This is a genomic window from Nocardia sp. NPDC057272, from assembly GCF_042668615.1.
Taxonomy (GTDB): domain Bacteria; phylum Actinomycetota; class Actinomycetes; order Mycobacteriales; family Mycobacteriaceae; genus Nocardia.
In genome coordinates, this window is sequence record NZ_JBHUYK010000005.1 from 94579 (window position 1) to 116737 (window position 22159).

At 68.6% G+C, this 22159-nt stretch carries 20 protein-coding genes; 16 read left to right on the plus strand and 4 right to left on the minus strand.

What is annotated here, in order from left to right:
* Position 1: 1 nt before the first annotated feature.
* A complete protein-coding gene (gene kdpA / locus ACFULV_RS09700) occupies positions 2 to 1672 on the minus strand; it encodes a potassium-transporting ATPase subunit KdpA (protein ID WP_378655068.1) in 1671 nt (556 codons plus the stop codon).
* Between the two features lie 83 nt (positions 1673 to 1755).
* Positions 1756 to 1839: a potassium-transporting ATPase gene (locus ACFULV_RS09705; RefSeq protein ID WP_067449012.1), complete on the minus strand. Its 84-nt coding sequence runs from the start codon at positions 1837 to 1839 to the stop codon at positions 1756 to 1758.
* Between the two features lie 273 nt (positions 1840 to 2112).
* Here ACFULV_RS09705 and ACFULV_RS09710 point away from each other — a divergent pair, with 273 nt between their 5' ends.
* The 10 genes from ACFULV_RS09710 (at position 2113) to smc (ending at position 13230) form a co-directional block, all read left to right on the plus strand.
* Positions 2113 to 2277, plus strand: coding sequence for a hypothetical protein (locus ACFULV_RS09710; protein ID WP_378626342.1), 165 nt, complete (start codon positions 2113 to 2115; stop codon positions 2275 to 2277).
* Positions 2274 to 4796, plus strand: coding sequence for an ATP-binding protein (locus ACFULV_RS09715; RefSeq protein WP_378655071.1), 2523 nt, complete (start codon positions 2274 to 2276; stop codon positions 4794 to 4796). Before ACFULV_RS09710 ends, ACFULV_RS09715 begins: the two co-directional genes overlap by 4 nt.
* Before the next feature lie 121 nt (positions 4797 to 4917).
* Positions 4918 to 5589 (plus strand): response regulator, encoded by a 672-nt coding sequence (locus tag ACFULV_RS09720; RefSeq protein ID WP_378628245.1) that lies wholly within the window; start codon positions 4918 to 4920, stop codon positions 5587 to 5589.
* A gap of 90 nt (positions 5590 to 5679) precedes the next feature.
* Positions 5680 to 6123: an OsmC family protein gene (locus ACFULV_RS09725; protein ID WP_378626344.1), complete on the plus strand. Its 444-nt coding sequence runs from the start codon at positions 5680 to 5682 to the stop codon at positions 6121 to 6123.
* Positions 6120 to 6455 carry an acylphosphatase gene (locus tag ACFULV_RS09730; RefSeq protein WP_378626346.1) on the plus strand — a complete coding sequence of 112 codons (336 nt, stop codon included), beginning with the start codon at positions 6120 to 6122 and terminating at the stop codon, positions 6453 to 6455. The genes ACFULV_RS09725 and ACFULV_RS09730 overlap by 4 nt, the downstream gene beginning before the upstream one ends.
* Positions 6456 to 6486: 31 nt before the next feature.
* On the plus strand, positions 6487 to 7233 hold the full coding sequence (locus ACFULV_RS09735; RefSeq protein ID WP_378655074.1) for a hypothetical protein: 747 nt from the start codon (positions 6487 to 6489) through the stop codon (positions 7231 to 7233).
* Complete coding sequence (locus tag ACFULV_RS09740) at positions 7234 to 8397, plus strand: glutathionylspermidine synthase family protein (RefSeq protein WP_378655077.1); 1164 nt, start codon at positions 7234 to 7236, stop codon at positions 8395 to 8397.
* 35 nt (positions 8398 to 8432) lie between these two features.
* On the plus strand, positions 8433 to 8888 hold the full coding sequence (locus tag ACFULV_RS09745) for a DUF350 domain-containing protein (RefSeq protein WP_378626349.1): 456 nt from the start codon (positions 8433 to 8435) through the stop codon (positions 8886 to 8888).
* 87 nt (positions 8889 to 8975) lie between these two features.
* Positions 8976 to 9473, plus strand: a complete 498-nt coding sequence (locus tag ACFULV_RS09750) for a DUF1707 domain-containing protein (protein ID WP_378655080.1) — start codon at positions 8976 to 8978, stop codon at positions 9471 to 9473.
* Between the two features lie 130 nt (positions 9474 to 9603).
* Positions 9604 to 13230 (plus strand): chromosome segregation protein SMC, encoded by a 3627-nt coding sequence (gene smc / locus ACFULV_RS09755; protein ID WP_378655083.1) that lies wholly within the window; start codon positions 9604 to 9606, stop codon positions 13228 to 13230.
* A 29-nt stretch (positions 13231 to 13259) separates the two neighbouring features.
* On the opposite strand, the gene ACFULV_RS09760 is transcribed toward smc, so the two are convergent.
* Positions 13260 to 14180: an NmrA family NAD(P)-binding protein gene (locus ACFULV_RS09760; protein ID WP_378655086.1), complete on the minus strand. Its 921-nt coding sequence runs from the start codon at positions 14178 to 14180 to the stop codon at positions 13260 to 13262.
* A 123-nt stretch (positions 14181 to 14303) separates the two neighbouring features.
* On the opposite strand from ACFULV_RS09760, the gene ACFULV_RS09765 reads away from it, so the two are divergent.
* Positions 14304 to 15077: a TetR/AcrR family transcriptional regulator gene (locus ACFULV_RS09765; RefSeq protein WP_378655089.1), complete on the plus strand. Its 774-nt coding sequence runs from the start codon at positions 14304 to 14306 to the stop codon at positions 15075 to 15077.
* Here the strand turns inward: ACFULV_RS09765 and ACFULV_RS09770 are convergent.
* Positions 15061 to 15450, minus strand: a complete 390-nt coding sequence (locus tag ACFULV_RS09770; RefSeq protein WP_019048221.1) for a DUF2237 family protein — start codon at positions 15448 to 15450, stop codon at positions 15061 to 15063. The genes ACFULV_RS09765 and ACFULV_RS09770 overlap by 17 nt on opposite strands.
* Before the next feature lie 154 nt (positions 15451 to 15604).
* Here ACFULV_RS09770 and ftsY point away from each other — a divergent pair, with 154 nt between their 5' ends.
* From ftsY to ACFULV_RS09795, 5 genes are all read left to right on the plus strand, one after another.
* The gene (gene ftsY, locus ACFULV_RS09775; RefSeq protein ID WP_378655093.1) at positions 15605 to 17119 is read left to right on the plus strand and encodes a signal recognition particle-docking protein FtsY; all 1515 of its coding nucleotides are present in this window, start codon (positions 15605 to 15607) and stop codon (positions 17117 to 17119) included.
* Between the two features lie 314 nt (positions 17120 to 17433).
* On the plus strand, positions 17434 to 18780 hold the full coding sequence (locus ACFULV_RS09780; RefSeq protein ID WP_378655096.1) for an ammonium transporter: 1347 nt from the start codon (positions 17434 to 17436) through the stop codon (positions 18778 to 18780).
* Between the two features lie 5 nt (positions 18781 to 18785).
* On the plus strand, positions 18786 to 19124 hold the full coding sequence (locus ACFULV_RS09785; protein WP_067449485.1) for a P-II family nitrogen regulator: 339 nt from the start codon (positions 18786 to 18788) through the stop codon (positions 19122 to 19124).
* A gap of 91 nt (positions 19125 to 19215) precedes the next feature.
* Positions 19216 to 21660, plus strand: a complete 2445-nt coding sequence (locus tag ACFULV_RS09790; RefSeq protein WP_378655099.1) for a [protein-PII] uridylyltransferase — start codon at positions 19216 to 19218, stop codon at positions 21658 to 21660.
* A gap of 132 nt (positions 21661 to 21792) precedes the next feature.
* Positions 21793 to 22107, plus strand: coding sequence for a hypothetical protein (locus tag ACFULV_RS09795; RefSeq protein WP_245914691.1), 315 nt, complete (start codon positions 21793 to 21795; stop codon positions 22105 to 22107).
* Positions 22108 to 22159 lie beyond the last annotated feature (52 nt).

A 22159-nucleotide genomic window follows, 5' to 3' on the forward strand; every position in this document is an offset into this window, starting at 1 on the left:
GTCAGTGGATTCCTTCGGCGAGCGGCCCGAGCGCGAGAGCGGGCAGGAAGGTGAGCGCGACCAGGATCACCGTGACGCCGACGACCATGCCGACGAACTGCGGCCGGTGCGTCGGCAGCGTGCCGATCGACGCGGGAGTGGTGCCCTGGCGTGCCAGCGATCCGGCCAACGCCAGCACGAAGATGATCGGCAGGAACCGCCCGAACACCATCGCCAGACCGAGCGCGGTGTTGAACCACTCGGTGTTGCCGGTGAGGCCGGCGAAGGCCGAACCATTGTTGTTGGCCGCGGAGGTGAAGGCGTACAGCACTTCCGAGAGTCCGTGCGGGCCGCTGTTGAGCATGCTCGCCCGCTGTCCCGGCAGTGCCATCGCAACGGACGTGCCGATCAGCACGATCAGCGGGCTCACCAGGAAATAGGAAGCGGCCAGCTTGATTTCGCGCGGAGTGATCTTCTTGCCGAGGTACTCGGGCGTGCGACCGACCATCAGACCGGCCACGAACACCGTGATCACCGCCAGGATCAGCATGCCGTACAGACCGGAGCCGACACCGCCGGGCGCCACCTCGCCCAGCTGCATGTTGAACATCGTCATCATGCCGCCGAGGCTGGTGTAGGAATCGTGGAACGAGTTCACCGCGCCGGTCGAGGTGAGGGTGGTCGCGCCGGCGAAGGTGGCCGAATCGGCAACGCCGAACCGGGTTTCCACGCCTTCCATCGACGCGCCGATCGCGGTCGGCACCGTGCCATGGGCCCGCAGCTGGAAGAAGTTGGTCAGCGTGATGCTGGTCAGGGCGATCGTTCCCATCACCGCCACGATCGCGTAGCCCTGCTTGGTGCTGCCGACCATCCGGCCGAACGTGCGCGGCAACGAGAACGCGATCACCAGGAGCAGGAAGATCTCCAGGAAGTTCGTCCAGGTGCTCGCGTTCTCGAACGGGTGCGCGGAGTTGGCGTTGTAGAAGCCGCCACCGTTGGTGCCCAGCTCCTTGATGACCTCCTGGCTCGCGACCGGACCACCGGTCAGGGTCTGCTGCGCGCCGCCGACGGTCTGGGCGACCTGATCGTGCAGGTGGAAGTTCTGGATGACGCCACCGGCGACCAGCACGATCGCGAAGACGAACGCGATCGGCAGCAGGATGCGCAGGGTGCCGCGCACCAGGTCGACCCAGAAATTGCCCAGCTCACCGGTGTACCGGCGGGCGAAACCGCGCACAAGGGCCACCGCCACCGCCATGCCCACGGCCGCGGAGACGAAATTCTGCACCGCCAGACCGGCCATCTGCACCAGGTGTCCCTGGGTGGACTCGCCGGAGTAGTTCTGCCAGTTGGTGTTGGTGACGAAGCTGACCGCGGTGTTCCACGCCAGCGCCGGGGTCATCTCGGTGCCGGGATCGTTCAGATGCAGCGGCAACGCGCCCTGGACCAGCTGGAAGAAGAACAGGAACAGGATGCCCACGGCCGAGAACGCCAGCACGCTGCGCGCGTAGATCGGCCAGGTCTGCTCGACCTCGGGCTTCGCGCCGATGGCACGGTAGATCAGCCGCTCGACGCGAGAGTGCTTGCCGGCGTTGTACACCCGGAACATGTAGTCGCCGAGCGGCACGTGCACCAGGGCCAACGTGATCACCAGGCCCGCCACGAAGGCGATGCCCGCGGTTGTCGTGTTCACCTAGAACCTCTCGGGGAAGAGCAACGCCGCGACCATGAAGACGGCGACGAGAACGGCCAGGACCAGACCGACAAGGTTCGCGATCACAGCTTCTCCACCCCCCGCTGGATCAGGCCCAGCAGCGCGAAGATCGCCACGGTGAGCACCGTGAACACCACGACAGACATTTCCAACCTCCTCGACGCCCCGAGGTGAAGCGCCGAGGTGAGTGAAACGCCGATTTCGGGCTCGGCGCGGTTTCCTTACGACTCCTTAGCGCCCTGCGGCGCCGCCTTTGCGGAATGTTGACGCACGCGGCCGTGCGGATGCCGTCAAAGCGGGGCCGATAGCCGTCAACACTCCGTAAAGATCGAGATCAGGCGAATTCCGGCGCGGTAGACAGTGATGTACCGGCAGGCGAAAGGCGCCGCCGGACCCAGTTCGCGGAAAGTGAGATCGCGGTGTCTGTTGTGACCCTTGCGGTGATCGGAGGTTTCGTCGGATCGCTGCTGTTGATCCGGGTGCTCGGTCGGCACAGCAGCGCGCACGCACCGATGGTGAGCGTCGGTGTGTTGCCGGTGCGACCGCCGGTTCCGGCGCGCAGGCACGCGATGATGGACCGGTGAAACGCGGACAACTGCGCATCTACCTCGGTGCGGCGCCGGGCGTGGGCAAGACCTACGCCATGCTCGGCGAAGCGCATCGGCGGTCCGAACGCGGCCGCGATGTGGTGGCGGCCGTCGTGGAGACGCACGGGCGCAAGAAGACCGCCGAACTGCTGGACGGCATCGAGCGCATTCCGCCCAAGACGGTCTCCTATCGAGGGACCGAGCTACCCGAACTCGATGTCGACGCGGTGCTCGCGCGCAAGCCCGCGGTGGTGCTGGTCGACGAGCTGGCGCACACGAACGCACCGGGCAGCGTGCACGAGAAGCGCTGGCAGGACGTGGAGCAACTCCTGGCCGCGGGTATCGACGTGATCTCCACGGTGAACGTGCAGCACCTCGAGAGCCTCAACGATGTGGTCCAGCAGATCACCGGCATCGAGCAGCGCGAGACGGTGCCCGACGCGGTGGTGCGCGGCGCCGATCAGGTGGAACTGGTCGACCTGACACCGGAGGCGTTGCGGCGCAGGCTTTCCCACGGCAATGTCTACGCCGCCGACAAGGTCGACGCGGCGCTGCGTAACTATTTCCGCCCCGGCAATCTCACGGCGCTGCGCGAACTCGCGCTGCTGTGGCTGGCCGACCAGGTCGACGCGGCGCTGGCCAGATACCGGGCCGACCACAAGATCACCGAGTTGTGGGAGGCGCGCGAGCGCGTCGTCGTCGCGGTCACCGGTGGTCCCGAATCGGAGACGGTGGTGCGCCGGGCCGGGCGGATAGCGTCCAAGTCCAGTGCCGACCTGGTCGTCTTGCACGTGGTGCGCGGCGACGGGCTGGTCGGGGTGTCGACCGAGCGGATGACCAAGCTGCGCGATCTCGCCGCCGGTCTCGGCGCCTCGCTGCACACGGTGACCGGTGACGACGTGCCTTCCGCGCTGCTCGATTTCGCGCGTGAGGTCAACGCCACCCAGCTGGTGCTCGGCACCTCGCGACGCTCGCGCTGGGCGCGAATGCTCGACGAGGGCATCGGCTCCACCGTGGTGCAGCGCTCGGGCAAGATCGATGTGCACATGGTGACCCACGAGGAGGCCGGCCGCGGGGTGCGCAGGCATTGGCTGCGTCCGCGGCGGCCGGTGAGCGCGTGGCTCGCGGCCGTGGTCGTGCCGGTGCTGGTGAGCGTGATCTGCGGGGTGTTCCTCGACGGGTGGTTGCAGCTGGGCGGGCTCAGCGCGATGTTCTTCGTCGGGGTGGTCGCGGTCGCGCTGTTCGGCGGTGTCGTCCCCGCCGGTTTGTCGGCGTTGCTGTCGGGGTTGCTGCTGAACTGGTACTTCACCGACCCGCGCTTCAGCTTCACCATCGCCGAGCCGGACAACTTCGTCACCGTGGTCGTGCTGCTCATCGTCGCGGTGGCTGTGGCGGCGCTGGTCGACGTCGCGGCCAAGCGAACACTGCAGGCGCGCAAGGCATCGCGGGAAGCGGAGCTGCTGACGATGTTCGCCGGATCCGTGCTGCACGGCGCCGACCTGCCCAACCTGCTCGAGCAGGTTCGCGAAACCTATGGCCAGCGCGCGGTGAGCGTGCGGTGCGGGGATCAGATCGTCGCCGCGGTCGGTACAGACCCACCGACGCGTCCGGCCGACGCCGAGACCGTCATCGAAGCCGGAGACGCGCAGAGCCATTTGCTGCTGGCCGGGCGGTCGATCGACTCCACCGACCGGCCGGTGCTCAACGCCGTCGCCAACCAGGCGGTCGGGCTGGTGCGTCAGGCTCGGTTGGCCGAGGAAGCCAGTGCCGCGGCGGCGCTCCTGGAAGCCGACCGGCTGCGCCGCGCGCTGCTGTCGGCGGTCAGCCACGATCTGCGCACCCCGCTGGCCGGTGCGAAAGCGGCCGTGTCCAGCCTGCGCAGCGACGACATCGAATTCTCGGCCGAGGACACCGGCGAATTGCTGGAAGCGATCGAGGAGTCTGTCGACCAGCTGACCGCGCTGGTGGGTAATCTGCTCGACTCCTCGCGACTGGCGGTCGGCGTCGTGACGCCGCAGTTGCGACAGGTGTACATGGACGAGGCGGTGCATCGCGCGCTGGTCAGCGTCGGCATGGGCACCCGCGGCCTGCGCCGGGCGGCGATGGACCGGGTGAAGGTCGAGGTCGGTGAGGTGTCCGTGCTCGCCGACAGCGGCCTGCTCGAACGCGTGCTGGCCAACCTGATCGACAACGCCCTGCGGCATTCCGGTCGCGAATCGCCCGTGCGGGTCACCGCCGAACACGACGGCGAGCGAGTGTCGATCGCGGTCGTCGACATCGGCCCCGGCGTCCCGTCGGGCACCGAGGAGCAACTGTTCGAACCCTTCCAACGCCTCGGCGATCGCGACAACACCACCGGCGTCGGCCTCGGCCTGTCAGTCGTCCGCGGCTTCGTCGAAGCGATGAGCGGCACCGTGCACGCCGAGCCGACCCCAGGCGGTGGTCTGACGATGCTCGTCGACCTACCGTCCGGCACACCCGCAGCGGCGCCAGATGTCGACTCCCGAGGAAAGTGAGCACATGGGTAACTCATCGGGGACGGGCGAACCAGTCGACGCGCAGGACGGTCGGCCGCCGACGCTGCGTGACGACGCGCGTGAGTCCGGCTCGAAGACGCGGGGAGGCGGCACAGTCAAGGTGCTGGTGGTCGATGACGAGCCGCAGATCGTGCGAGCTCTGCGCATCAACCTGTCCGTACGCGGGTACGAGGTGATCACCGCGGGCAACGGGGCCGCCGCCTTGCGCGCCGCCGCCGAGAAGCATCCCGACGTCGTCATTCTCGATCTGGGCCTGCCGGATCTGGACGGGATCGAGGTGCTGGCCGGACTGCGCGGGTGGACATCCGCGCCGGTGATCGTGCTGTCGGCGCGCACGGATTCCGCCGACAAGGTCGAGGCGCTCGACGCGGGCGCCGACGACTATGTCACCAAACCGTTCGGGATGGACGAACTGCTGGCTCGGCTGCGGGCGGCGGTTCGGCGTGGGGCCAGCGCGACCGACGCCGCCGAACCGGTGGTGGTCACCGACTCGTTCACCGTCGACCTCGTCGCCAAGAAGGTCACCAAGCAGGGTGCGCCGGTGCATCTGACGCCCACCGAGTGGGGCATGCTCGAGATGCTGGTGCGCAATCGCGGAAAGCTGGTGGGGCGCAAGGAATTACTGCGTGAGGTGTGGGGGCCTGCCTATGCGACCGAGACCCACTACCTGCGCGTCTACCTCGCGCAGTTGCGGCGCAAGCTCGAGGACGATCCGGCCAACCCGCGCCATCTGCTCACCGAGGCGGGGATGGGGTACCGCTTCCAGGAATGAGCGTGCGCCCGGTCACGTGCCCGGAATGCCGGGAGTGGCGTGGACGTTCCCAGGCGTGGATCGTCCTCGAGCGAATGGCAGGATCAAGGCATGGCTGAGCAGACCGCACCCGTGAACAATGCCCCCACCGAACTGTGGGTCGAGCGCACCGGAACCCGTGCCTACACCGGGCGCAGCAACCGCGGCGCGGAGGTCTTGATCGCCTCCCAGGGTGTTCCCGGTGCCTTCACTCCCGGTGAGCTGCTCAAGATCGCCCTCGCCGGGTGCACCGGGCTCAGCTCCGACCTGCCGTTGTCGCGTCGTCTCGGCGACGAGTTCGACGCCACCATCCGCGTCTCCGGTGACGCCGACCGGGAGAACGAGCTCTACCCGCAGCTCGACGAGGTCCTCGAACTGGATCTGTCCGAACTCGACGAGGCCGCCCGCGAACGACTACTGGTCACCGTGCAGCGTGCCGTCGACAAGGTGTGCACCGTGGGTCGCACGCTCAAAGCGGGCACGAAGGTGACGTTGACGTTCAACATCGACGCATGAGCGAGGAGCCGGTTCGGCTGAGCGCGTGGGTGCACGGGTACGTGCAGGGCGTGGGATTCCGGTGGTGGACGCGGTCGCGCGCACTGGAACTCGGCCTGGTCGGTTACGCGCGCAACCATCGCGACGGTCGCGTCCACGTTGTCGCCGAAGGGCCACGAACGGCGGGCGAGAAATTGCTGGAACTGCTACGGTCCGGCGAAGCGCCCGATAGCTCTCGCGCCATCGGGCACGCGACACATGGTCTGTCCGGGCGTGCTCCTGGGCGGGTGGACCTGGTTGTGGAAAGCTGGGAGCCCGCGCGGGGCGACCTGACCGGATTCGAGGAGCGCTAGTGGTGACTTCGGGGGCTAGGGGGCGGCAGCGGTGAGCACACAGAACCCCGGACCGCCCGATCGACCGGAACAACCCTCGAACGGCGAGCCGGGCAGGTCCCCGTGGACACCACCCGATCCCGGCGCGGGATGGTCCGCACCGGAAGCGGGTTCGACCCCGTCCGAGCCCGGCGCAGGGGCGACGCCGCCTGCTTTCGGCACTGGCGGGCATCCCGTCGGCCAGCCGCAACCCGGCCGGATGTCGCGGCAGGAACCCGGCGTCACCCAGCCGCGTCCGCCGACGGTCGGCGAGGCGCGCGCCAGGGACAAGGCCCGCAGGCAAGCCGAAGCGGCCGAGCGCGCAGCAGCCGCGGCGGCCGAGGAGAAGCGGCGCAACCGCAAACGCGTGATGATCGGCGGTGTCGCCATCGTGGGCGTCGCCGCGCTCGTCGGCGGCGGTTACCTCGCCTACCGGGCGATCACCGCACCCGACCAAGTGACGGCCTCGTGCGTGCAGATCGACGAGAACGGGCAGGAAGTCGTTGTCCCCGACGACAAGTGCGGCGACGGCAAGACCAATTTCCGCAGTGACAGCTCCAGCGGCGGCCACGGCGGCGGACTGCTGATTCTGGGCTGGCCGCAGTACCGCTACCACTACGGCGGCACACCGACGATCGGTAAGCCACCCACGGGCGGCACCTCGGTGAAGCCGCGCAATGCCCAGATCACGACCAAGAGCGGCACCACGGTGCAGCGCGGCGGACTCGGCAGCAAGTCGACCGGCGGGAGTGGGTCGTAGATGCGGCGCAACAAGAGCACGCCACGCCGGGACTGGCAGCAGATCATCGAGAAGCAGGGACTCGTCTACGGCGCGCCGGGGCGCGATGCCAGCGGTCAGCCGCGCCCGTACTGGGACGAGTCGGTGCACTACGAGTTCTCGATGGACGAGATCCTCGCGCTGGAAGCCGACGTGGAACTGCTGCAATCGATGTGCCTGCACGCCGTCGAGCACGTGGTACTCACCGAGCGCTTCGCCGATTTCGGTCTGCCGGAATGGACGTGGGGCCCGATCGCCGAATCATGGCGTCGCAGTGACCCTTACGTGTACGGCCGCTTCGACCTGCGCTACGACGCGCGCCGCCCGGCCAAACTGCTGGAATACAACGCCGACACCCCCACCTCGCTGCTCGAGGCCGCGATCATCCAGTGGCACTGGTTGCAGCAGGTGTATCCCGGTGGCGACCAATGGAATTCGCTGCACGAGAAGCTGGTGGAGCGCTGGACCGAACTGCGCGGCGTGCTGCCCGGTGCCGAACTGCACTTCACCTGGTCGGGCGCCGACGCGACCGGCGAGGACAACGTCACCACCGCCTACATGCAGGAGACGGCGGCCGAAGCCGGTTTCGACACGGTCGCGCTGCCGATCGAGGAAGTCGGTTTCGATACCGAGCTGAACCGGTTCGTCGATCTGGCCGAGGCGCCGATCGAGGCGATCTTCAAGCTGTATCCGTGGGAGTGGATCCTCGACGACGACTTCGGCAAGCGCGTGGTCGGCAGCCTGCCCGCGACCGCGTGGATCGAACCGCTGTGGACCACGTTGCTGAGCAACAAGGCGATCCTGGCGATCCTGTGGGAGATGTATCCCGGCCACCCCAATCTGTTGCCCGCCTACCTCGACGACCCGCACGAGCTCACCGAATACATTCGCAAACCCAAGCTCGGCCGCGAGGGCGCGAACATGACCATCGTCGGCCCCGGTATGGAGACCGCGACCGGCGGCGTCTACGGCGCCGAGGGTTTCGTCTACCAATTGCTCGACCCGCTACCGGAATTCGACGGGATGCGTCCGGTGCTCGGCGCCTGGGTCGTGGGTGACACCGCGGCGGGGCTCGGCATTCGGGAGACCGCCGGCCTGATCACCGATGACGGCGCCGCGTTCGTGCCGCACCGCATCGTCGACTGACACCTGACCTCACAACATTGTTCGAAAGGACCACGATGACCGCCCTCGCCCTGGAATCGGGTTATTGGAGTGCGCTCGGTGAAGGCGTCGGCGCCATCATCCTGTACTGCCTGATCGGCCTCGTCCTCATGCTGATCGGCTTCTTCGCCATCGACCTGACCACGCCCGGCAAGCTGCGCGACCTGGTGGTGGCGGGTAAGCCGAACGCGATCATCGTCTCGGCCGCCGGGATGATCAGCATGGCGTTCATCGTCGTGTTCGCGGTGCTGGCCACCGGCGGCAGCGGCAAGCTGTCGGAAGGGCTGATCGCGGCCATCGTGTACGGCCTGGTCGGCATCATCGCGCAGGTGATCTCGGTCCGGGTGATCGAGAAGGTCACCGGCATCGACATCGGCCGCACGCTGCACGCCGAGACCTACACCCCCGAGGTTCTCGTCGTCGCCGCCGCGCACTTCGCGCTGGGTCTCGTGGTGGCCTTCGCCATTCTCTGAGCGAGTGTGAGCGGTTGACATCGCACTGTGGAGGGTGGACGCTGGAAACCAGCACTCCACCGTGGATGTGACCGAGAGGACGTCGGCATGGATATCACCCCGGGTACGCGCGCGTCCGACGCCGAACGCAACGCGATCGTCGCCCAGCTGGGCACGCATCTGGCCGACGGCAGGCTCGACCTGGGCGAATACGATCTGCGCGTGGCCAAGGTCTACGCGACCACCACGCGCGACGAACTCGCCGTCGTCCTGTCCGACCTGCCCGCGCTGACGAAACAGCAGCAAGCGGACGCACCGGTCGAACGCGCGCCCGGGACGCGCTTCCCGATCTGGCAGCGCATCGAGGCGGGCAGCTGGCTCGGCGTCAGCGTGATCGTGCTGGTCATCTGGGGTCTGATCTCGCTCACCGCGGGCGAGCTCACCTACTTCTGGCCGATGTGGGTGATCGGCCCGTGGGGCGCCGTCCTGGTCTTCCGCGTCATCACCGGCTGGGAAGCGACTCCCGGCACCCAGACTCATCTCCGTCAGCTACAGAAACAGATGAAGCACCTCGACCCGCACGCGAAGCCCATCGATCCGCACTGACGCGGAGTCGGTGACCGGCTGACTCATCGGCAATCGGCACTCGCCGAAATCCTCGCGCACCCCAGGTCCCGCGTGAATCGCGCACGGGCGGGTTAGCATGGTTGCTCGCGCGCAGGAAGGGTCCTTTGTAGTGCATTTGAAGAGCTTGACGTTGAAGGGTTTCAAGTCCTTCGCGTCTGCGACCACTTTGCGCTTCGAACCGGGCATCACCTGCGTAGTCGGGCCGAACGGGTCCGGCAAATCCAATGTCGTGGACGCGCTGTCGTGGGTGATGGGCGAGCAGGGTGCCAAAGCGTTGCGGGGCGGGAAGATGCAGGACGTCATCTTCGCCGGGACCGTCGGGCGGGCGCCGCTCGGGCGTGCCGAGGTGACGCTGACCATCGACAACTCCGACGGCGCGCTGCCCATCGACTACGCCGAGGTGTCGATCACCCGGCGGATGTTCCGCGACGGCGCGGGCGAGTACGAGATCAACGGCAGTACGTGCCGGCTGATGGATGTGCAGGAACTGCTGTCGGACTCGGGTATCGGGCGCGAGATGCACGTCATCGTGGGTCAGGGCAGGCTGTCGGCGATCCTGGAATCGCGACCGGAGGATCGGCGCGCGTTCGTCGAAGAGGCCGCGGGCGTGCTCAAGCACCGCAGGCGCAAGGAGAAGGCGGTCCGCAAGCTCGACGCGATGCAGGCCAACCTCGCCCGGCTCACCGATCTCACCACCGAACTGCGCCGCCAGCTCAAGCCGCTCAGCCGCCAGGCCGAGGTCGCCCGCCGCGCGCAGACCGTGCAGGCCGACCTGCGCGACGCCCGGCTGCGATTGGCCGCCGACGACCTGGTCACCCGCCGCGGCGAGCTGGAATCCCAGCTCAGCAAAGAGGCCTACGCCCGCGAACAGCAGATCAACGTGCAGACCGAACTCGACGCCGCCAACGCCGCACTGGCACAGCAGGAGTTCCAGCTGTCGCGGCTGAGCCCCAGCGCCGAGGCCGCCGCGCAGACCTGGTTCCAGCTCTCGGCGCTGACCGAACGAGTCAACGCCACCATCCGCATCGCCAGCGACCGGGCCCGGCATCTGCACACCGAGGCGCCGGTCGGCACCGGACGCGACCCGGACCAGCTCGAAGCCGAGGCCGACCGGATCGAAGCCGAAGAGGCCGAACTGCGGTACGCGGTCGAGATGGCCACCGAGACCCTGGAAGCCGCCCGCGAAGCCCTCGCCGAGCGGGAACACGCCGCCAAGGCCGCCGAGCAGGCGCACCTGGCCGCCGTGCGCGCGATCGCCGACCGGCGCGAAGGGCTGGCCCGGCTGTCGGGCCAGGTCGACACGTTGCGCACCCGCGCCCAGTCCGTGGACGCCGAGATCGCGCGGCTGTCCGTGGCCATCGCCGACGCCCGGCACCGTGGTGAGACCGCGCAGGTCGAATACGATTCGGTGCAGGACGAACTCGGTGAACTCGACGCGGGCGAGAAGGGTCTGGACGCCCAGCACGAACACGCCGTCGCCGCCCAGGAACTGGCCGACGAGCGCGTGCGGGAACTGCGGGAACTCGACCGGGAGGCGAGCAAGCTGGTCGCCCGGCTCGGTGCCCGCATCGAAGCGCTCGGGATGAACCTGGCCCGCAAGGACGGCGCGGCCTGGCTGCTCGAACACGGGGTGAGCGGGCTGGGCGGACGGCTGTCGGGCCTGTTGCGCGTGCAGTCCGGGTTCGAGGCCGCAGTGGCCGCGCTGCTCGGTCCGCTCGCCGATGCCATCACCGCCGATACCGCGACCACCGCCGACTCGGCGGTGCGGGAACTGCGCAGCGGTGACGGTGGCCGGGTGGCGTTCGTCTTCGCCACCGACGGGGCGATATCGGCCGAGCGTTCCGCGTTGCCCGCCGGTGCGCAGTGGCTCGCCGACGTGCTCGAAGGCGACGAGCAGGTACGCCCCGCGCTGGCTGCGCTCACTGCCGACGTGGTGGTCGTCGACGATCTGGCGACCGCCACCGAGCTCGTCGCCCTGCGCCCGGAACTGCGGGTGGTCACCCGCGACGGCGATCTGGCCGGTGCGGGCTGGATCGTCGGCGGTTCGGAACGGATGCCGAGCCAGCTCGAGGTCCAGGCCGATATCGACACCGCCACCGCGGAATTGGCGGCCGCGCAACGGCGGGCCGAGGAACTGGAGGCCGCGCTGGCCGGCGCGCTGGCCGAACAGACCGACCGCAAGGACGCCGCCGACCACGCGCTGATGGCGCTGCACGAATCCGATCAGGCGCTGCTGGCGATCTACGACCGGCTCGCCCGGGTCGGGCAGAACGCCCGCGCGGCGCAGACCGAGGGGGAGCGGCTTTCCACCCAGCGCGCGGAAGCCGAAGCGGCGCGGGAGAAGTCGCTCGCCTCGCTCGCCGAACTCGAGGACCGACTGCGGCACGCCGAGATCGAACACGACGGCAGCGACGACAGTTTCGGCGCCGCGAGCACCGAGACCGCGGGCTATGCCCGTGAGGAAGCCGCCGCCGCGCTCGCCGAGGCCCGGACCATGGAGGTCGAGGCCCGACTGTCGGTGCGCACCTCGGAGGAGCGCGCGGAATCTGTTCGCGGCAAAGCGGATGCGCTGCGCAGGGCGGCCCGTGGGGAGCGGGAGGCCAGGGCTCGCGCCGAACGCGCGCAGGCCGCTCGGCGCCAGGCTGCCGCTGTCGCCGCCGCCGTCGCCGAATCGGGTACCGAGATCAAGAACGAGCTCGAGCAGGTCGTGGCCGCCGCCGCGGCACGGCGTGACGAATTGGTCCGTCGCCGTGGCGAATGCGCGGCCGCGCTGGAACAGGTGAAGGAACGCGCACGCGCGCTGAACACCCAGCTGACCCAGCTCACCGACGCCGTGCACCGCGACGAAGTCGCCAAAGCCCAAGCGGCACTGCGCATCGAACAACTGGAGACGACGATCTCCGAACAGTTCGGCATCGCGCTCGCCGACCTGGTCGCCGAATACGGGCCGGACGTGCCGTTGCCGCCCTCGGCGCTGGAGTTGCACGAGTACGAGGAGGCCAAGGAGCGCGGCGAGCAGGTCAGCGTGCCGCAGCCGATGCCCTACGACCGGCCGACCCAGGAGCGCCGCGCCAAACGCGCCGAGAAGGACCTCACCACTCTCGGCAAGGTCAATCCCCTTGCGCTGGAAGAGTTCGCGGCCCTGGAAGAGCGCTACACCTTCCTGGCCACCCAACTGGAGGACGTCAAGAACGCGCGCAAGGACCTGCTCGACGTGGTCGCCGAAGTCGACGCCCGCATCCTCCAGGTGTTCACCGAGGCCTACGCCGATGTGGAACGCGAATTCGTCGGCGTCTTCGGGAAACTGTTCCCCGGCGGTGAGGGCAGGCTGGTGCTCACCGACCCGTCGGACATGCTCACCACCGGCATCGAGGTCGAGGCGCGCCCGCCCGGCAAGAAGGTGAAGCGCCTCTCGCTGCTCTCCGGTGGCGAGAAGTCGCTCACCGCGGTCGCGTTGCTGGTCGCCATCTTCCGCGCTCGCCCCTCCCCGTTCTATGTGATGGACGAGGTCGAGGCGGCCCTGGACGACACCAACCTGCGCCGCCTCATCGGCCTGTTCGAGCAGCTGCGGGAGAAGAGCCAGCTGATCGTCATCACCCACCAGAAGCCGACCATGGAGATCGCCGACGCCCTCTACGGCGTGAGCATGCGCGGCGACGGCATCACCCAGGTCATCTCCCAGCGGCTGAACCGAGCCGAGGTCACCGACCCCGACCCGGTCCCGGCCTCTGCCTGAGGTCGGCGCTCGCGCGGCCGGACGGATTCTCAGCCGAACCGGGTGGCCGGGACCGCGGAGTCGATCCGGTCGATGATCCGCGCTGTGCCGCCGCGGGCGAGCCAATCCCGCAGGGAAGTCAGCTCTGGGTACAGGGCGCGCAAGGCGGGGATGTCGGCGTGCCAGCCGCCGGTGTCGCGGATCAGCCGCCAGGTGTTGCCGAGCTGGGGGCCGATCGCGTCGGCTTCCTCCTCGGTGACCTCGCGGTAGTGGACGGGGCGACCGATCGCGGAGCCGATGGTGGCGGCCGCGTCTACCGGAGTGACGGCATCGCCCGCGAGTTCGAGGATACGGGCGTGCCAGCCCGCGGGGTCGGCGAAGGCCAGGGCGGCGAACGCGGCGATGTCATCGATCGCGATCATCTGGAGCGGGCGATCGGCGGGGAACAGGTGCGGGTGTTCGCCGCCGTCGCGGATACCGTCGACAGGGGAGCCGTGCAGAAGGTAGTTCTCCATGAACCGCACAGGGCGCAACACCGTGTAGCGCAGACCGGACGCGGCGAGAGCCTCTTCGATCTGCCGTTTGCCCTGCTGGCCCCATGATTTCGCATCGCCCATCGTCGCGACGCCGGTGAACACGATCTGTTCGGCACCGGCGGCGCGGGCCGCGTCGATCATGGCGATACCGCGGCGGGCCTCGGTGTCCTCGCCCCAGCCCTCGACGCGGTAATCGGCTGGGGGAACGAGAAATACGGCTCGGGTTCCGGTCGCCGCCACCCGCAGGGACGCCGCGTCGTCGAAGTCGCCGATCGTCAGTTCGGCGCCGGCATCGGCCAGTGCGCGGGCGGCGGGGGAGTCGGGGTCGCGCACCAGCGCGCGAACCGGGTGGCCTTCGGCGAGCAATCTGTGGGCGGTGGCGCCACCCTGCTTGCCCGTCGCGCCGGTGATCAGAACGGGAAGTGCTGACGTCATTGCGGAGGAGCTCCGTTTCGTGATCGATCGTGTGCCTACAATCGGGTCGGTCGACCCGTATTCCGGACGGTACGGGTGGTCGCACCCGGTTGGCCAGGTCCGGAGCAGGGAAGGCGTAACGAAATGACGGATGAGGACGGCGTGGAACCGGCGATCCGGTCCGACGCGCGCCGCAATCGCGCGCTGATCCTGGCTGCCGCGCAGCGTGCGCTCGCCGAACGCGGCGCCACCGTATCGCTGGCCGAGGTGGCCCGCCGCGCCGGTGTCGGCGCGGGCACCGTCCACCGGCATTTCCCCACGAAAACCGATCTGCTGGAAGCGGTTATGCAACAGCGCGTCGACCGGCTGGCGGCGCTGGCCGCCGACCACCTCACCGATCCGGATCCGGGCGCGGCCTTCTTCGCCGTGTGCACCCACGTCATCGTGACCACACCCGGCAACAAGGACCTCTGTGACCTGGTGCAATCCGACGACGGCTGGCCGCGTGCCCTGCTGCGCGGAGCGGGCAACCGCTTCCATCGCGCACTGGGCGCGCTGCTGGCCTCGGCTCAACGTCAGGGCGCGGTCCGGCGCGACGTGGTCGTCACCGATGTGCTGGACATCTTCACCGGATGCGTTGCGATCCAACGACATCGCCGCGCCCGGGACCCACTCGCCCCGGCCGTCGCGCTCATCCTCGACGCCCTGCGCGCCCACCCGTCACCCGTAACGGAACATCCGACAATCAACCGTAACGAAACGGCGGAAGGTAACGAAACCTCCGCACCCTGCGCCGTCTGCGGCGCACCCGTCCGGAAACCGGCCACCGGCAGGCCGGCCCGCTACTGCTCCCCGGCCTGCCGCCAGAAGGCCCACCGCCTCCGCAACGGGTCGCGGCCCCTTACAGCAGGTCGCTGACGTCGTCGGGGACGTCTACGGCGTATTTACGCAGGATGTCCATGGAAATGACCTCCAGCGCGTTCTCATGGGTCGCGGCCAGCACCACGGGTGCGGCTACGCCGTCCTCGTGGGCGTGCAACCAGCGGACCGCCACCACACACCAGCGGTCGCCCGGTTGCAGCCCGGGGAAGTTGTTCTCTGGGCGTGGGGTGCTGAGGTCGTTGCCGATGGAGGCCTGATGCTCCAGGAATTCCGCCGTCACGACGGTGCACACGGTGTGGCTGCCGAGATCCTCCGGACCGGTGCTGCAGCAGCCGTCCCGGTAGAAGCCCGTGAGAGGATCGGTGCCGCACTCTTCCAGCGGCCCCCCAAGCACGTTTCGATCGGTCACTCCGACGATCCTATGGGGCAACCGCCAGAAGTTCCGCAGGACAACGAATCTGTAGTGTTTCCGCCATACGGCGACAGGCCCGCGATCAGGCCGCCGACCCGCCGCGCAGACGCCGCCGACGTGCGGCAACTCCCCGCCCGAATAGACTCGCCGGGTGAGTTCGCAAGCGTGGATCCTGATCGCCGCGATCGCCGCCGTCCTGTTGGTGGCGCTCGTCGCGGGTTTCGTCCTGTACAAGCGACGCCAGATTTCGCTGGCCCCGCCCGAGCCGGACAAGGAGTTGACGGACCGCTCCGGTGGTTACACCGCGTCCGGTGGATTCAGCTTCAGCCAGGGCGGCTCGACGGCGACCGTGCCGAAGCCCGAACCCGTCCCTGAACGCACCGATACCGATGGTCAACCGCACGTCGGCGACGACGCCGCGATCCCGCGTGACGCCCCGCGCCGCGGGATCACCGATGTTCCGCTGCCCGAGGGCGATGTCGCCGTCGACGAGCCCGTGGTCGTCCCCGACGACGCGTCCGCCCTCGACACGGTCGCACCGGCCGAGCCCGACACCGAGACCGCGGACACGGCCCCCGCGAAGACCGCGCCGATCGACCCGGCTGTTACCGAAGTCGAGCCCGCGGATACGTCCTCGACCGAGGCTCCCGCCGCACCGGCCACCGAGACCGCACCTGCCCCGGCCGAGACCGCCCCGGCCGAAGTCGACGCCACCACCACCGCGATCGACGAGATCGACCCCACCACCGGCCGCCTCGTCCGCCTGCGCGGTCGCCTAGCCCGTTCCCAGAACGCGGTCGGCAAGAGCCTGCTCGGCCTGCTCGGCGGCGGCGACCTCGACGAGGACTCCTGGGAAGAGATCGAAGACACCCTGGTGCTGGCCGATATCGGCACCGCGAGCACCGCCAAGATCGTCGAACGCCTGCGCGAGGAGATGGCCTCGCGCAGCGTGCGCACTCCCGAACAGGCTCGTGCCGCCCTGCGTGACGTGCTCATCGAGGCGCTGCGTCCCGAGCTCGACCGCTCCATCCACGCCCTCCCGCACGGCGACAAGCCCGCGATCCTGCTCGTGGTCGGCGTCAACGGCACCGGTAAGACCACCACCACCGGCAAACTGGCCCGCGTGCTCGTCGCCGACGGACGCCGGGTGCTGCTCGGCGCCGCCGACACCTTCCGCGCCGCCGCCGCCGATCAGCTACAGACCTGGGGCGAACGGGTGGGCGCCGAGACCGTGCGCGGTAAAGAGGCCGCTGACCCGGCCGCCGTCGCCTTCGACGCGGTCACCGCGGGCATCGACCGGGGAGTCGACGCGGTCCTCGTCGACACCGCGGGCCGCCTGCACACCAAGACCGGCCTGATGGACGAGCTGGGCAAGGTCAAGCGGGTCGTGGAGAAGAAGGGCGAGGTCGACGAGGTGCTGCTGGTCCTCGACGCGACCGTCGGCCAGAACGGCCTGATGCAGGCCCGGGTGTTCGCCGACGTCGTCGACATCACCGGCGTGGTCCTCACCAAGCTCGACGGCACCGCCAAGGGCGGCATCGTGTTCCAGGTGCAGCACGAACTGGGTGTGCCGGTGAAACTCGTCGGCCTCGGCGAGGGCGCCGACGACCTGGCGCCGTTCGAGCCGGGCGCGTTCGTCGACGCGCTGCTCGGGGGTACCGCGTAACGGTCCCGCCGATGCCCGCCCGATCCAGCGATCGGGCGGGCATCGCTGTTTGCCCGGGCTGACATCACTGTTTCCGGACAGCGGTGGTGTGGGGAATCGCCGCGCGAACTCGCGGCGAATCGCACATCCGTACCAACCTCACCGTGAGCTGACAGGCTCGTGCCAACCACGCGAAACGTGGATGCAACACAACAGCGCTATCCGTTCACTCAGGTGAAACACCACAGCTCAACGGATGAAACACCGAGTGGCGACCCTTCTGTACAGGTCCTTTTGCCGTCATCGGCAGGGCCCGAGATGAGGAGGAACACAAGGTGGCATTTCCACTGATCGGCGCACCGGACGCCGGTGACACCGCCTGGATGCTGGCGTCAGCGGCCCTCGTGCTGTTGATGACGCCGGGTCTGGCGTTCTTCTACGGCGGTATGGTCCGTGGCAAGAACGTGCTGAACATGATCATGATGAGCGTCTCCGCGATGGGCCTGATCACCATCCTGTGGTGTCTATACGGCTTCTCGATGGCGTTCGGCGAGGACAAGGGCAAGCTGGTCGGTGACCCGCTCCAGTACTTCGGCCTCAAGGGCGTCCTGGGCGGCGACTATCTAGCGACTACCGACCCCGCGGCCCCCGCCGCCATCCCGCTGTTCGGCACGATCCCGCTCTCGGTGTTCGTCGCCTTCCAGCTCATGTTCGCGATCATCACGGTCGCACTCATCTCGGGCGCGGTCGCCGACCGCTTGAAGTTCGGGTCGTGGCTCGTATTTGCCGGAATCTGGGCCACGGTCGTCTACTTCCCCGTCGCGCACTGGGTGTTCGCCTTCAGCGGCTACACCGGTGAGAACGGCGGCTGGATCGCCAACAACCTCAAGGCGATCGACTTCGCCGGTGGTACCGCGGTCCACATCAACGCCGGTGCCGCCGGTCTGGTGCTCTGCCTGATCCTGGGCAAGCGCAAGGGCTGGCCGAAGACGCCGTTCCGCCCGCACAACCTGCCGTTCGTGATGCTCGGCGCCGGTCTGCTGTGGTTCGGCTGGTACGGCTTCAACGCGGGTTCGGCGCTGAGCGCCAACGGTGTCGCGGGTGCCACCTTCCTCACCACCACGATCGCCACCGCCGCCGCCATGATGGCCTGGCTGCTCGTGGAGAAGATCCGCGACGGTCACCCGACCTCGCTCGGCGCTGCCTCGGGCATCGTCGCCGGTCTGGTCGCGATCACCCCGGCCTGTTCCTCGGTCAACGTGGTCGGCGCCCTGGCTGTCGGTGTCGTCTCCGGTGCGCTGTGCGCCCTGGCCGTCGGCCTGAAGTTCCGCTTCGGCTTCGACGACTCGCTCGACGTCGTCGGTGTGCACCTCGTCGGTGGTCTGGTCGGCACGCTGATCGTCGGACTCGTCGCTACCAGCGAAGCTCCCGCGGGTGTCGATGGACTGTTCTACGGTGGTGGGGTCGAGCAGTTGAAGCTGCAGGCCGTCGGTGCCTTCGCCGTTCTCGCCTACTCGCTGGTCGCCACGGCCGTCATCGCGTACGCGATCAAGTTCACGATCGGCCTGCGCGCCAGTGAAGAATCCGAGTCTGCGGGCCTGGATGAGTCCGAGCACGCGGAAACCGCTTACGATTTCGCTGCTGTGGGTGGCACGGCACGCACGCTCGTCAAGGAGGCATGACGAACATGAAACTGGTTACGGCAATCGTCAAACCGTTCACGCTCGAAGATGTGAAGTCCGGGCTGGAACAGGCAGGCGTGCTCGGCATGACCGTCAGCGAAGTCCAGGGATACGGCCGGCAGAAGGGCCACACCGAGGTTTACCGCGGTGCCGAGTATTCGGTGGACTTCGTGCCCAAGGTCCGGGTCGAGGTCGTCGTGGACGATGCGTCGGTCGAGAAGGTCGTCGAGGTGATCGTCGAAGCCTCGCGCACCGGCAAGATCGGTGACGGCAAGGTGTGGGTGACCCCGGTGGACACCATCATCCGCGTCCGTACCGGCGAACGCGGAAGCGACGCACTGTAATTCGGTAGGGCACGCACGATAAATCGATCGAGCGGCGGCCCCGCTCCCACCGGTGAGACTGATCCGGTCGGGGCGGGGCCGCCCGCATGAAATGGTGGTGTGGGCTGTGGCACAGCGGAACGGTGGTATTCAGAACAACGGAGCGGCGGACCTGGTCAAGGCCAGGGCGCAACTGCTCGACGGAGCGGGCACCCGCAATCCGCGGCTCGATCCGGAATCGCTGCGCGAGGCCTTGGTCGACCTGTTCGAACTGTGGCTCACCAGCAAGGGAAACGAACTCGGCATCACCGCCGACAGCGGCCTCTCGCTCGTCGCGGTGGGTGGACTCGGCCGCCGCGAGATGCTGCCCTACTCCGATCTCGACCTCGTGCTGCTGCACGACGACGTCGACCCCAAGGTGGTCTCGGAGGTCGCCGATCAACTCTGGTATCCGCTGTGGGACGCCCACATCAAGCTCGACCACAGCGTGCGCACCGTGCCGCAGGCGCTGCGGGTGGCCGCCGACGACATGATCGCCGCGCTCGGCCTGCTGGAGGCGCGCCACATCGTCGGCGATCAAGACCTGAGCAATCTGCTCATCGGTGGCGTGCGCCGGGAATGGCGCACCGGTATCCGGTCCCGCTTCGACGATCTGATCGCCCAAACCACCGCGCGCTGGCAGCGCAGCGGCGAGATCGCCCATCGCGCCGAACCCGATCTCAAGAACGGTCGCGGCGGGCTGCGCGATATCCAGCTGCTCGACGCGCTCTCGATCGCCCAATTGACCGACGCCATGCCGGGATTGGGTCCCGAGGTCCCCGGCGGCGGCCTGAAACAGGCACACCGCAGGCTCCTCGATGTGCGCACCGAACTGCACCGCGTCGCAGGCCGGGCCCGCGATCAGCTGCGCGCCCAGGATGCCGACGAGATCGGTGCCGCGCTGCGCATCGGCGACCGCTTCGATCTCGCCCGGACATTGACCGATTCGGCGCGTACGGTGAGCTATTCGTGCGACGTCGGTCTGCGCACGGCCGCCAACGCGTTACCGCGGCGCGGCCTGGCCAGACTGCGCCGCATGCCGGTGCGCCGACCACTCGATGAGGGGGTGGTCGAGCACTCCGGCGAGGTCGTGCTCGCCAGAGACGCCCGCCCGCAGCGTGATCCCGGGCTGATCCTGCGCGTCGCGGCGGCGTCGGCGCAGACCGGGCTGCCGATGTCGGCGACCACGCTCAACCGGTTGTCCGAGGACGCGCCCGAACTGCGCGAACCGTGGCCCAAGGACGCGCTCAACGATCTGCTCGTCCTGCTCGGCGCGGGCCGCGGCAGCATCGACGCGGTCGAGGCGCTCGATCGAACCGGATTGTGGGGCAGGCTCTTTCCCGAATGGGGTGCGGTCCGCGATCTGCCGCCGCGCGATGCGATGCACACCTGGACCGTCGATCGGCACCTGATGGAGACGGTCGCCTACGCGAGCAGCCTGAGCACCAGGGTCGCCCGGCCCGACCTGCTCGCGCTCGGCGCGCTGCTCCACGACATCGGCAAGGGACGGCAGGGCGACCACAGCATCGTCGGCGCCGAGCTGGCCACCCATATCGGCCGCAGGCTCGGAATGTGGCCTTCGGATGTGCGCACCCTCAGCGCGATCGTGCGCCACCACCTGCTTCTGCCCGACACCGCGACCCGGCGCGACCTCGACGACCCGGCGATCGTGCAGCACGTCGCCGACGCGCTCGGTGGTGACGTCGGCCTGCTCGAACTGCTGCACGCGCTCGCCGAGGCCGACTCGATGGCGACCGGCCCCGGAGTATGGGGCGATTGGAAGGCCTCGCTGATCGGCGAGCTGGTGCGCCGCTGCCGGCTCGTCATGGCGGGCGAGCCGCTGCCACAACCGGAACCGATCGACCCGGAGCTCCTGGACAAGGCCAGGGCAGGCGGCGTGCACGTCACCCTCGCGCCCGGTGACGGCAAGCACACCTTCGTGGTGACGGTGATCGCCCCCGATGAGCCCGGCCTGCTCTCCGACGCCGCCGGTGTCCTGGCACTGCACTCGTTGCGGGTGCTCTCGGCCGCACTGGGCAGCGCGGGGGACTCGGCGATCAACACCTTCGTGGTGATGCCGAAATTCGGCGATCCGCCGGACGCGGGTCTGCTGCGTCAGGAACTCATCCGGGCCTCCACCGGCGCGCTCGACCTACCCGCGGTGCTGGCCAAACGCGAAACCGACGCTGTCGGGACCGGGCCCGGCCGGTACGCGCGCGCCGCGCCGCGCCTGATCTGGTCACCGAGCAGCACACCCGGACAGGTGATCCTGGAGCTGCGCGCCGACGACCGGATCGGTTTGCTGAGCAGGCTGGCCGGTGCGTTCGCCGCGACGGGAGCCAATGTCCGATGGGCCAAGGTGGTCACGATGGGCTCGGCTGTGGTCGACGCCTTCTGCCTCGATCTGGGCGACACCGACAGCCCAGCCCTGCGCGATCGGATCGAAAAGGCTGTCCTGGACGTGGTTCCGCGGCCCGCGCCCACCCCGCCGCCGACCGAAACAGCCGGCGCCGACTGATACCGCAAGGACACGGTTTACTCACTGATTGCTATCAGGTTGCTACACAGCGTCCTCGCGGCCCGATAAGTCGATATGGGACCTATAGCATTCCCCTGGTCCGGCTGTCACTCGTACGAGGGGAGCTGATCCGTGGCTATCGAAGTCGTTTCCGCGTCGATGATGACCAGCGACGCGACCGCGCACATCGCGCGGTGCGTCGGTGGTGACCTGTGGGTGGTTTCGTGGTTGCCGGGTCGCACCCTCAGTGGTGCGCAGGCGCTGGCCGCGATGACCATCGCCTCGACCGCCGCCCACCACGCCGACAGTGCCGATTCCGAATGGCTTCGCATCGAGGCGCTCTCGCGGGAACTCGGCCTCACCGGCAGAGAAGCGGTGTATCTGGTGGACATCGAATCCCACGAGTTGCGCCGCACGGCGCCACCGCACGTGCAACATACCGAATAACCTCCATTACCCTGGGAGGGCAAGAGACGTCCGGCTTCGGTCAGACGACCTG